Annotated in this window: 12 protein-coding genes; 5 read left to right on the forward strand and 7 right to left on the reverse strand. The window is 74.0% G+C overall.

What is annotated here, in order from left to right:
* Positions 1-52: 52 nt before the first annotated feature.
* The 7 genes from C6W10_RS03030 to C6W10_RS03060 are packed head-to-tail and all read right to left on the reverse strand — an operon-like array spanning position 53 to position 6,056.
* Entirely contained in the window at positions 53-847 is a 795-nt protein-coding gene (locus tag C6W10_RS03030; RefSeq protein ID WP_234359369.1) for an IclR family transcriptional regulator, read from the reverse strand.
* Positions 844-1,224 carry a 4-carboxymuconolactone decarboxylase gene (gene pcaC, locus C6W10_RS03035; protein ID WP_107256323.1) on the reverse strand — a complete coding sequence of 127 codons (381 nt, stop codon included), beginning with the start codon at positions 1,222-1,224 and terminating at the stop codon, positions 844-846. The genes C6W10_RS03030 and pcaC overlap by 4 nt, the downstream gene beginning before the upstream one ends.
* Positions 1,217-2,035, reverse strand: coding sequence for a 3-oxoadipate enol-lactonase (gene pcaD, locus C6W10_RS03040; protein ID WP_107256325.1), 819 nt, complete (start codon positions 2,033-2,035; stop codon positions 1,217-1,219). Before pcaD ends, pcaC begins: the two co-directional genes overlap by 8 nt.
* Positions 2,032-3,420: a 3-carboxy-cis,cis-muconate cycloisomerase gene (gene pcaB / locus C6W10_RS03045; protein WP_107256327.1), complete on the reverse strand. Its 1,389-nt coding sequence runs from the start codon at positions 3,418-3,420 to the stop codon at positions 2,032-2,034. The genes pcaD and pcaB overlap by 4 nt, the downstream gene beginning before the upstream one ends.
* Positions 3,395-4,060 (reverse strand): protocatechuate 3,4-dioxygenase subunit alpha, encoded by a 666-nt coding sequence (pcaG, locus tag C6W10_RS03050; protein ID WP_107256329.1) that lies wholly within the window; start codon positions 4,058-4,060, stop codon positions 3,395-3,397. The genes pcaB and pcaG overlap by 26 nt, the downstream gene beginning before the upstream one ends.
* Positions 4,053-4,862, reverse strand: coding sequence for a protocatechuate 3,4-dioxygenase subunit beta (gene pcaH, locus C6W10_RS03055; protein WP_107256331.1), 810 nt, complete (start codon positions 4,860-4,862; stop codon positions 4,053-4,055). The genes pcaG and pcaH overlap by 8 nt, the downstream gene beginning before the upstream one ends.
* 12 nt (positions 4,863-4,874) lie before the next feature.
* Entirely contained in the window at positions 4,875-6,056 is a 1,182-nt protein-coding gene (locus C6W10_RS03060; protein ID WP_369937769.1) for an acetyl-CoA C-acyltransferase, read from the reverse strand.
* Between the two features lie 358 nt (positions 6,057-6,414).
* Between C6W10_RS03060 and C6W10_RS03065 the strand changes: the two genes are divergently transcribed.
* From C6W10_RS03065 to C6W10_RS03085, 5 genes are read left to right on the forward strand one after another with little or no spacing between them, the layout of a single operon-like run.
* A complete protein-coding gene (locus C6W10_RS03065) occupies positions 6,415-7,377 on the forward strand; it encodes an ABC transporter substrate-binding protein (protein ID WP_107256334.1) in 963 nt (320 codons plus the stop codon).
* Complete coding sequence (locus tag C6W10_RS03070) at positions 7,374-8,225, forward strand: ABC transporter permease (RefSeq protein ID WP_234361593.1); 852 nt, start codon at positions 7,374-7,376, stop codon at positions 8,223-8,225. Before C6W10_RS03065 ends, C6W10_RS03070 begins: the two co-directional genes overlap by 4 nt.
* Positions 8,226-8,242: 17 nt before the next feature.
* Complete coding sequence (locus tag C6W10_RS03075; protein WP_234361594.1) at positions 8,243-9,133, forward strand: ABC transporter permease; 891 nt, start codon at positions 8,243-8,245, stop codon at positions 9,131-9,133.
* Positions 9,130-10,008: an ABC transporter ATP-binding protein gene (locus C6W10_RS03080; RefSeq protein WP_107256336.1), complete on the forward strand. Its 879-nt coding sequence runs from the start codon at positions 9,130-9,132 to the stop codon at positions 10,006-10,008. Before C6W10_RS03075 ends, C6W10_RS03080 begins: the two co-directional genes overlap by 4 nt.
* The gene (locus tag C6W10_RS03085) at positions 10,005-11,606 is read left to right on the forward strand and encodes a thiamine pyrophosphate-dependent enzyme (protein ID WP_107256338.1); all 1,602 of its coding nucleotides are present in this window, start codon (positions 10,005-10,007) and stop codon (positions 11,604-11,606) included. The genes C6W10_RS03080 and C6W10_RS03085 overlap by 4 nt, the downstream gene beginning before the upstream one ends.

The raw sequence follows: 11,606 nt of genomic DNA on the forward strand, positions 1-11,606 counted from the left end.
CCGCCCGGCCGTCCTTCCCGGACGGCTCGAACCAGGTCCGGGAAGATCGCCGCTAACGTAGCTGGCCGCCGCGCAGGTCCTCCTCGATCCGCTTCGCGGTGCCGAGCAGTGGCGGCAGCAGTTCCTTGCGGATCACCTCGGAGCTGCCCCGGCTGGCGTGCGCGGAGACGTTCAGCGCGGCGATCACCGCGCCGTCGGCGTCCCGGATCGGCGCCGCCAGGGACCGCAGCCCCTCCTCCAGCTCCTGGTCGACGATCGCGTAGCCCTGGTTGCAGATCCGGTTCAGGATGGTCCGCAACCGCGCCGGATCGGTGACCGTACGCCGGGTCAGCGGACGCAGCTCGGCGGTGTCGAGGTAGTTGTCGAGCCAGTCGGTCGGCTGGGCGGCCAGCAGCACCCGCCCCATCGAGGTGGCGTACGCCGGGAACCGGGTGCCGACGCTGATCGCCACCGTCATGATCCTTTTGGTCGGTACCCGCGCGACGTAGACCACCTCGTCACCGTCGAGTACCGACATCGAGCAGGACTCGTGTACCTCGGCGACCAGGCTCTCCATGTGCGGCTGGGCGACCTCGGGCAGGCTCAGGCTGGACAGGTAGGCGTAGCCGAGTTCGAGGATCCGGGCGCGCAGCGAGAAGAGCCGCCCGTCGGTACGCATGTAACCCAGCTCGACCAGGGTGAGCAGGAACCGCCGGGCCGCCGCCCGGGTCAGTCCGGTCGCCCGGGCCACCTCGCTGAGCGTCAACTGCGGATGGTCGGCGTCGAACGCCCGGATGACCGCGAGTCCCCGCTCCAACGACTGGACGAACTCACCGGTCCGGGGCGTCTCCTCGGTCACCTCGGTCACCCGTCCTCCTGCAGCAGTGTCTCCTGGGCGACCTTGAACGCCCGGTTCGCCGCTGGAACGCCAGCGTAGACGCTCACCTGGAGCAGAACCTCCCGGACCTCGTCCGGGGTCAGCCCGTTGCGCAGCGCCGCCCGGACGTGCATCGCCAGCTCCTCGTCGTGGTGCAGGGTGGCGAGCACCGCCAGGGTGATGCAACTGCGGGTACGCCGGTCCAGCCCCGGCCGGGTCCAGATCTCGCCCCAGGCGTACCTGGTGATCAGGTCCTGGAAGTCCGCCGTGAACTCGTCGGTGCCGGCGACGGCGCGGTCCACGTGCGCGTCGCCGAGCACCTCGCGCCGGACCGCCATGCCGGCCGCGTGCCGCTCCCGGTCATCCATCCACCGACTCCCTCCACCCGCTCCGTTCCGGCCGCCCGCCCCCGGTCGGGTCTTCGAGGTGTGCCAGGAGCAGCCCGGCGACCCGGTCCGGCTGCTCCACACTGGCCAGATGGGCGGCGTCGCCGACCACCCGCAGCCCGGCGCCGGGAATCCGGTCGACAAGCAGCCGGACGTCCTCGATCGGGATCGCCGGATCGTTCGCGCCCGCGACCACCAGCGTCGGTGCGGTGATCCGGGCCAGGTCGTCCCGCAGGTCCATCCCGGCGATCGCCTCGCAACAGCCGGCGTACCCCTCGGGTGGGGTGGCGGTGAGCATCGACCGGTACTCGGCGACCACCTCCGGCCGGCTCGCCGCGAAGCCCTCGGTGAACCACCGCCGCAGCACCGGGTCGGCGACCGCCTCCACCCCGCCGGCCCGGGTGGCGGCGGCCCGGTCCCGCCAGCCCCGGGCCGGACCGAGCCGGGCCGAGGTGCAGAGCAGCACCAACCGGTCGACCCGGTCGGCGGCGTTGACGGCCAGCCACATCCCGACCATCCCGCCGAGGGAGAGCCCGGCGTACGAGACCCGGGGCACGTCGAGGTCGTCCAGCAGCCGGAGCACGGCGTGCCCGAGATCCGCGATCGAGTACGGGCCGGCCGGCACGTCGGAGTCGCCGTGCCCGAGGTGGTCGTACCGGACCACCCGGTACCGCCGGGTCAGCGCGGGCAGCTGCGGCTGCCACATCGCCCCGGAGGTGCCGAGCGAACTGCCGAGTACCAGCACCGGCGCGTCGGCCGGCCCGTCCACGCAGGCGTGCAGCCGGGAGGTCATCTCGGGTTCTCCGTGTTCGGGTACGCCCCGGACGCCCGGTACTCCCGCAGCGCCCGGTCGACGAAGGTGCCGGCCGAGCCGAGCCAGTTGGCCGGATCGAGCGCCCGGTCCAGCTCCGGCTCGCCGAGCCGGGCCCGTACCGCCGGGTCGGCCAGCAGTGCGGCCCGGAAGTCGGGTGCGGCGGCCGCCCGGGCCAGCACGTCGTGCGCGTCGGCCCGGCCGAGCGCCGGGGCGAGTCGGGCGGCGACCGCCTCGGCGAGTACCCGGCCGCCGAGCGCGTCGAGGTTGTGCCGCATCCGCTCCGGGCGTACGTCGAGCCGGGCCAGCAGCCGGGCCGTCCGGCCGGCCGCCCCGCCGGCCAGCCGGAGCAGGTCGAGCAGCGGCTCCCACTCGGCGTGCCAGCCGCCGGTGGCCCGTTCGTGCTCCTGCACGGCGGCGGCGAAGAGCGTGCCGACCAGGTGCGGCCCGCGCCGGGCGGCCGCGCCGAGCAGCACGGCATCCACCGGGTTGCGTTTGTGCGGCATCGCCGATGAGCCGCCCCGGCCCGGACCGCCGCCCTCGGCGACCTCGGCCACCTCGGTCTGGGCGAGCAGCCCGACGTCCAGGCCGATCTTGCCGGCGGCCGCGAGCAGGCTGCCGAGTGCAGCGGCCAGGTCGAGCAGCGGCTGCCGCCGGGTGTGCCAGGGCAGCGCGGGCGCGGCGAGGCCGAGCCGGGCGGCGAGCCGGGTGGCCACCTCCGGCCCGGCCGGGCCGAGCGCGGCCAGGGTGCCGACCGCCCCGCCGAGCTGTGCCGGCAGCGCGGACCGGGCGGCGGCGAGCCGGGTCCGGGCGTCCAGCAGGGCGAGCAGCCAGCCGGCGGCCTTCAGCCCGAAGGTGGTGGGTGCGGCCGCCTGGCCGAGGGTACGGGCCAGCGTCACGGTGTCCCGGTGTCGCTCGGCGAGCCCGGCGGCGGCGGCGAGTGCGGTGTCGAGCTGGCGCAGCAGCGGCTCACCGGCCCGGCCGGCGACCAGCACCAACGCGCTGTCCAGCACGTCCTGGCTGGTGGCGCCGTGGTGCACCCAGGGCCGGGCGGCGGCCGGTACCGCCTCGGTGAGCTGGCGGACCAGCGGCACCACCGGATTGCCGGCGGCGTCGGCGCCCTCGGCGAGCGCGGCAAGGTCGAACCGGTCCGGCCGGCACTGCCCGGCGATCGCCTCGGCGGCCGGCGGCGGCAGCACGCCGCAGTCGGCGCCCGCCTCGGCGAGCGCCCGCTCCACGTCGAGCAGCGCGGTCAGCAGTGCCCGGTCGGTGAGTTCGGCGTCCACCTCGGCCGCGCCGGAGAGCCCGGTGAGCAGCCCGGCGCCGGGTACGGCCGCCTGTTCAGACCGCGAAGAAGACGGTTTCATCCGGGCCCTGTAGGTGGATGTCGAAGCGGAAGCCGTCCGGTGCCGGCCGGGCCACCAGGGTGGCGCGGCGGGCCGGGTCGATCGAGCCGAGCACCGGGTCGGCGGCGTTCGCCGCCTCCTCGTCCGGGAAGTAGAGCCGGGTCACCAGCCGGTGCAGCAGGCCGCGCGCGAAGATCGACAGGTTCAGGTGCGGTGCCTCGGTCTCACCGTCCGGGCCGGGCAGGGCACCGGGCCGGAGGGTACGGATCTCGTACCGGCCGTCGGGGTCGGTGGCGCTGCGGCCGAAGCCACGGAATCCGGGTACCGACGGCGGGCGGGCGCCCCGGGGGTCGTCCGGATGGTCGAACCGGCCGTCCGGATCCGCCTGCCAGGTCTCCACCAGCGCGTCCGGCACCGCCTCACCGGCGCCGTCGAAGATCTGGCCGCGGATCCAGATCGCCCCGGGGGTCCCGTCCGGCACCACGTCCGGGCCGTCCGGCCAGAGTAGGCCGATGTGCAGGTACGGCCCGACCGTCTGCGCGGGCGTCGAGCCGAGCGGCGGCGTCGGGGCCAGCGCCGCCGTGGCGGCCGGCTCGGCGGAGGTGTCGACGGCCGGGCCGGTACCGAAGGTCGGGCTCAGGTCGGTGTGCTGCTCAGTCATCGTCCTCGCCGTCCTCGAAGGGGGTGGCCTCCCGGCCGCGCAGCACCAGGTCGAACTCGAAGCCGAGCGCCCACTCCGGCTCGGTCACCGAGTGGTCGTAGCGGGAGATCAGCCGTTCCCGGGCCAGCGGGTCGCGGACCGAGTTGAAGACCGGGTCCTGGAAGAAGAGCGGGTCGCCGGGGAAGTACATCTGGGTGACGAGCCGCTGGGTGAACGCCTGGCCGAAGAGGGAGAAGTGGATGTGCGCCGGCCGCCAGGCGTTGGGGTGGTTCCGCCAGGGGTAGGCGCCGGGTTGCACGGTGACGAACCGGTAGTGGCCGTCGGCGTCGGTCAGGGTCCGGCCCACCCCGGTGAAGTTCGGGTCGAGCGGTGCCGGCCAGTTGTCGACCGCGTGCCGGTACCGCCCGGCCGCGTTCGGCTGCCAGATCTCCACCAGCGTGTTCGGCACCGGCCGGCCGTTGCCGTCCAGCACCCGGCCGTGCACGATGATCCGCTGGCCGAGCGGCTCCCCGGCGTGCTGCCGGGTCAGGTCGTGGTCCAGGTCGCCGAGCCGGCCCTCCCCGAGCAGCGGCCCGGTGACCTCGGTCAGCCGCTGCGGCAACAGGGCCAGCGGCTGCTTCGGGGCGCGCAGGTTGGTGGAGCCGTAGTCGGGGAAGAGCAGCGGCGGGTGGGTGTCCGGGTCGTCGTGCCGGTAGCGGGGCAGCACCAGCCGGCCGGGGCGGGTCGGGCCGGCGGTGCTTCCGGTCGGCGCGTCGACGGTCGGCAGGTCGGGGTCCGCGGAACGGATGTGGTCGGTGGTCATGCCGTCCTCCGGTCAGGCTTCCAGTACGACGGCCAGGCCCTGGCCGACGCCGATGCAGATGGCGGCGAGGCCCAGCCCACCACCACGGCGGTGCAGTTGCCAGGCGAGCGAGCCGAGGATGCGTGAGCCGGACGAGCCGAGCGGGTGGCCGAGGGCGATCGCCCCGCCCTGCGGGTTCACGATCTCGGGGTCGAGTTCCTTCCACTGGGCCAGGCAGGCCAGCGACTGGGCCGCGAACGCCTCGTTCAGCTCCACCACGGCCAGGTCCGACCAGCCGATGCCGGCGCGCCGCAGCGCCTCCTCGGCGGCGCGTACCGGGCCGATCCCGAACAGTTGCGGTTCGATGCCGACCACGGCGCGGGAGACGATCCGGGCCAGCGGGGTCCGGCCGGCCGCCTCGGCACCGGCCCGGTCGGCGAGCAGCAGCGCGCTCGCCCCGTCGTTGAGCGGGGAGGAGTTGCCGGCGGTGACGGTGCCGTCGGGCCGGAACACCGGCTTGAGCCGGGCCAGCGCCTCGGTGCTGGTGCCCGGCCGGATGCTCTCGTCGGTCTCCAGCTCGGTGCCGGGTACCGCGCTCACCTCGTCGGCGTACGCCCCGACGGCCCAGGCCTGCGCGGCGAGCCGCTGGCTGCGTACGGCGAAGGCGTCCTGCTCGGCGCGGGAGATCCCGTACCGCTCGGCGAGGATCTCGGTGCACTCGCCGAGCGAGGCGGTCCACTCGGCCGGCATCGCCGGGTTGACCATCCGCCAGCCGAGGGTGGTGGAGTGCAACGTCTCGTGCCCGCGCGGATAGCCGGCCTCGGGCTTCGGCAACACCCAGGGGGCCCGGGTCATCGACTCGACGCCACCGGCGACGCAGATCGAGGCGTCGCCGACCGCGATCGCCCGGGCGGCGCCGATCACCGCCTCCAGGCCGGAGCCGCAGAGCCGGTTGACGGTCGCGCCGGGCACGGTCGGCGGGAGCCCGGCGAGCAGGACCGCCATCCGCGCCACGTCCCGGTTCTCCTCGCCGGCACCGTTGGCGTTGCCGAGCAGTACGTCGTCGATCCGGGCCGGGTCGAGGTCGGGGCTGCGCCGGGTCAGCTCGCGCAGTACGTGCGCGGCGAGGTCGTCGGGGCGTACTCCGGCGAGGGCGCCGCCGTACCGGCCGATCGGGGTGCGTACGGCGTCGAGGACGTACACGTCGTTGGTCACCATGTCTCCTTACTGCCGGGGTCGCCGGGTCGGTCCGACGCTACCGGCGGTCGTCGTCATGGGCCCCCTCGACGCGTCCGGTCCACCGGTCAACGCCCGTTCGACATGCGGACTCCCGTGCTTATGACGAACGTAATCCCCGCCTCCGGATCCGTCAACGAGGTCCCGGTGCCGCTCGGCGCAGCGCCCGGTGCCGTTGCGGATAAGTTGCGGGGCGCTGGTTGACGTGAACTCGGTCACTGTGCCAACGTTCCAAATGAGAACATTCGTTCGGCTAGCGACCACCACCACCCCTCAGGGCTCCTTCGGGAGCCTTTCAGCCCGGTCCCGACAGGACCGCCGGACGCCGGGAGACCCGATGCGCCGTCTCGCCGCCACCAGCACCGCCGTTGCCGCCCTCCTCGCCGTCGCCGCCTGCGGATCCTCGTCCGACGACCCCGCCGGGGGCGGATCCGGCGGCGTGGACCGGGTGAAGGTCGGTGCGATCCCCATCGTGGACGTCGCCCCGCTGCACCTGGGCATCGCGAAGGGCTTCTTCAAGGAGCAGAACATCGAGGTCGAGGTGGTCAACACCACCGGCGGCTCCATCGCGGTGACCGGGGTGGTCAGTGGTCAGTTCGACTTCGCCTTCGGCAACGTCGTCTCGCTGATCACCGCCCGCTCGCAGAGGATCCCGGTCAAGGCGATCACGGTGGGGAACTCCTCCACCGGCAAGCCCGGCGCGGACTTCGGCGGCGTCGTGGTGCCGCCGGACAGCCCGATCACCGACGCCGCCGGCCTGGCCGGCAAGAACATCGCGATCAACAACCTGAACAACATCACCGACACCACCACCCGGGCCTCGATCCGCAAGGCCGGCGGCGACCCGTCGAACATCAAGTGGACCGAACTGCCCTTCCCGGACATGCCGGCGGCGGTGCTGGGCAAGCGGGTCGACGCGGCCATGGTCGTCGAGCCGTTCTTCACCATCGCGCAGAACCAGGGCGCCCGGGTCGTGGCCTACAACTTCGCCGAGGCCATCCCGAACATGACGGTGGCGGCCTACTTCTCCACCGAGCAGACCATCACGCAGAAGGCCGACCTGACCGGGCGGTTCAAGACCGCGATGGAGACCTCGCTGAAGTACGCCCAGGAGCACCCGGACGAGGCCCGCCAGGTGCTCCAGACGTACACCAAGATCGAGCCGGCGGTGGCCGCGAAGATCACCCTCCCGGCCTGGCCCGCCGAGATCAACCGCGAGTCGGTGCAGACCCTGGCGGACCTGATGCTGACCGACGGGCTACTCAAGGAGAAGGTCGACGTCGCGGAACTGCTCCCGTGACCCGAGCCGCCACCGTGCCACCGCCCGCCGCGACCGCACCGGCCCCGGCCGGCCGGTCCGGCGGGACCGGCCGGCCGCGCGGCGACACCGCCCTGCTCGGACTGCTCGGCTTCGCCGCCTTCCTGCTCGTGCTGGAACTGGTGCCGAGGCTGGGCCTGGTCTCGGCGAACTACCTGCCACCGACCAGCGAGATCGCGGTCGCCCTCGGCGAACTGCTCGGCGAACCCCGGTTCTGGACGGCGGTCACCGACACCCTGCGCGGCTGGTTCCTCGGCCTGGCGATCGCGGTCGCCCTCGGCGTGCTGGTCGGCTTCGTCCTCGGCACCGTGCCGGTGCTGCGCGAGTTCACCGCCTCGACCGTCGAGTTCCTCCGGCCGATCCCCTCGGTCGCGCTGATCCCGCTCGCCGTGCTGCTCTTCGGCACCGACCTGCGCTCGGTACTGCTCCTGGTGGTCTACGCCGCGTTCTGGCAGGTACTCGTCCAGGTGCTCTACGGCGTCCGGGACGTCGACCCGGTCGCCCGGGACACCGCGTACACCTTCCGGCTCGGCCGGTGGGCCCGGATCCGGCACCTGCTCTGGCCGACCGCCCTGCCGTACCTGCTGACCGGGGTTCGACTCGCCGCCGCCGTGGCGCTGATCCTGGCGTTCACCGCCGAACTGATCGTCGGCGCCCCGGGGCTGGGCAACGAGATCAACCGGGCCCAGTCCGGCGGCGCCGTCGACACGATGTACGCCCTGATCATCGTCACCGGCCTGCTCGGGGTGGCGGTCAACGTGCTGGCCCGGCGCCTCGAACGCGCGGTGCTCTCCTGGCACCCCTCGGTACGCGGCGAGGGCACCCGGTGAGGGGTGAGGTGCGGCCAGTGAGCGGTGACGTGCGGCCGGTGAGCAGTGACGTGCGGCCGATGAGCGGTGACGTGCTCCGCCGACCGGGGTCGGGCCGGGGGCGACGGATCGGGGCGGCCATCGGCCGGGCTCTGTGGTGGAGCGCCGCCGTCTTCGGCCTGCCGTTCGGGCTGCTCGCCCTCTGGTGGGTGCTCTCCGCCGACAGCGAGACCTTCTACCTGCCGCCGCTGTCGGAGATCCTGGCCAGCTTCGACGACGTCTGGTGGCACAGCGACCGGCTCCGCGCCGACGTGCTGCCGAGCCTGCTGCGGCTCGCCGCCGGATTCCTGCTCGCGGTCGCCGTCGGCGTCGGGCTCGGCGTCCTGATCGGCTCCTTCCGGCGGGTCCGCGCCTTCTGCGAACCGGTGCTGGAATTCCTCCGGGCCATCCCGCCGCCGGTGCTGGTGCCGGTGCTGATGCTCTTCGCCGGCTTCGGCAACACCATGAAGGTGCTGGTGGTGCTCTCCGGCTGCGTCTGGCCGATCCTGCTCAACACGGTGGAGGGGGTGCGGGCGGTCGACGAGGTGCTGGCCGAGACCTGCCGCTGCTACGGCATCCGTGGCCCGGCCCGGCTCTGGCACCTGGTGGTCCGGTCCGCCTCCCCGCAGATCGTCACCGGCCTGCGCCAGGCCCTCTCGGTCGGCATCATCCTGATGGTGATCAGCGAGATGTTCGCCGCGAACAACGGGCTCGGCTTCACCATCATCCAGTTCCAGCGGACCTTCGCGGTCACCGACATGTGGACCGGAATCCTGCTACTCGGTCTGCTCGGCTTCCTGCTCGCCATGCTGCTGCGGCTCTTCGAGCGGTCGGCCCTGCGCTGGTACCTCGGCCTGCGGCACTCCCAACGAGACGATGGGCAGCGATGAACCCGACAGATCCCCGCCAGGGCGGCACCGAGGCACTGCTCGACGTCCGCGCACTGCGCAAGGTGTACAGCGGGCGCGGGCGGTCGGTCGAGGCGGTCCGGGACCTCACCTTCTCCGTCGGTGCCGGCGAACTCGTCTGCGTGGTCGGCCCCTCCGGCGCCGGCAAGACCACCCTGCTCAAGTGCATCGCCGGTCTGCTCCCACCGACCTCCGGCGAACTGCTCCTGGAGGGCGCGCCGGTGCAGGGTCCGTCGCCGGGCATGGCCGTGGTCTTCCAGGAGTACGGCCGCAGCCTCTTCCCGTGGATGACGGTGCAGCGCAACGTCGAGCTGCCGCTGAAGCAGAAGAAGAACCTGAGCCGGTCCCGCCGGCAGGAACTCGTGCAGGAGGCGCTCGCCGCCGTCGGCCTCGGCGACGTGCCGGGCGCCTATCCGTGGCAGCTCTCCGGCGGCATGCAGCAGCGGGTGGCGCTGGCCCGCGCGGTCGCGTACGAGCCGCACATCCTGCTGATGGACGAGCCGTTCGCGGCCGTCGACGCGCAGACCCGGGCCGACCTGGAGGACCTGGTCCGGTCGCTGTGGCGGCGGCTCGGCGTGACCATCCTCTTCGTCACGCACGACATCGACGAGGCGGTCTACCTCGGCCAGCGGGTACTGGTGCTCTCCGGCTCGCCGACCGTGGTCCTCGACGACGTGGCGATCGACCTGCCGGCCGAGCGGGACCAGCTCGGCACCCGCTCGTCGGCCCGCTTCGCCGAACTGCGGGCCCAGGTGTTCGGCCAGATCCAGCGGGCCAAGAGCGGCTGGAGCGCCGGCGCCGGGCCGGCGGACGGGAAAACGCCGGCCCGCCAGCCCACGGACGCGGGAAGCCGATGACCACGGTCCGGGACGCCACCCTGACGGTGCTGCGCCGGTACGGCGTGGACCGGATCTTCGGCAACCCGGGCTCGACCGAGGTGGCCTTCCTCGCCGACCTGCCCGACGACCTGACCTTCGTACTCGCCCTGCACGAGGGTTCCGTGGTGGGGATGGCAACCGGCCACGCGCTCGCCACCGAACGGCCGGCGGTGGTGAACCTGCACACCACGGCCGGCCTCGGCAACGCCGTCGGGGCGCTCGCCACCGCCCGGGTCAACCGGGCCGCACTGGTGGTGCTCGTCGGGCAGCAGGACCGCCGGCACCTCGCCGCCGAGCCGTTCCTCGCCGGCCGGCTCGACCAGCTCGCCGGCCCGTACCCGGTCTGGGTGGAGCAGCCGGTGCTGGCCCAGGACGTGCCGGCGGCGGTACGCCGGGCCTGGCACGAGGCCACCCTGCGGCGCGGCCCGGCCCTGGTGGTGGTGCCGATGGACGACTGGACCGCCGAGGTCGACCCGTCGCTGGGCCGGGCCGCGCCGGAGCGGGTCCACCCGCCGGTGCTCGCCCCCGGTCCCGCGCTCGACGAGCTGGCCCGGCTCGTCGACGCCGCCACCGCCCCGGTGCTGGTGGTCGGCGCCGGAGCGGACGACCGGGCGACCTGGGACGCGCTGACGAGCCTGGCGGACCGGATCGGCGCACCGGTCTGGCAGGAGGCGTTCGGCGCCCGGGCCGGATTCCCGCAGCACCATCCCCGGTTCGCCGGTCACCTGCCGGCCGCCCGGTCCCGGCTGCGCGCCACGCTGGACGGGCACGACCTGGCCCTGGTGGTCGGCACCGCCGCCTTCCGGCAGTACGTCTACGAGCCCGGCCCGCTGCTGCCGGCGGGCCTGACCGTCGCGGTGGTCTCGGCCGACCCGGCCGAGGTGCACCGCAGCGAGGCGGAGTTCACCGTACTGGCCGACCCGGCCGCCTGCGTCGAGGCCCTCGCCGCCCGGGTGACCCGACGGAACCGTCCCGCCCCGGAGCGCCCCGGCCCGGCTCCGGTGCCGCCACCCGGTCCCGACGAGCCGCTGCGGGCGACACACGTATTCGCCGCGCTGGCCCGGCGGTTGCCGGCCGACGTCGTACTCGTCGAGGAGACCCCCTCCACCCGACCGGACCTGCACCGGATGCTGCCGGCCCGGCAACCGCGCGGCTTCGTCAGCGCGGCGATGGGCGGCCTCGGCTTCGGGCTGCCCGCCGCGGCCGGACTGCGACTCGGCGACCCGACCCGGCCGGTGGTGGCGATCCTCGGTGACGGTTCGGCGCTCTATGCCGTGCAGGGACTCTGGAGCGCCGCCCGGTACGGCTGCGGCGTGCTCTACGTGGTCCTGGCCAACGGCCGGTACGCGGTGCTGGACCGGCTCACCGAGCAGTACGGCGGCAAGCCGCCCTGGCCGGCCTTCGGCGAGGTGGACGTGTACGGGCTGGCCCGGTCGTTCGGCTGCCCCGCCCGGCGGATCCGGACCCATCCGGAACTCCTCGCCGTGCTCGACGAGGTGGTGCCGGGCCTCGCCGAGCGGACCGAACCGCTGCTGCTCGACGTGGCCGTCAGCCCGGAGCCGCACTTCGCGCCGTGA

Source organism: Plantactinospora sp. BB1, assembly GCF_003030385.1.
Classification (GTDB): Bacteria; Actinomycetota; Actinomycetes; order Mycobacteriales; family Micromonosporaceae; genus Plantactinospora.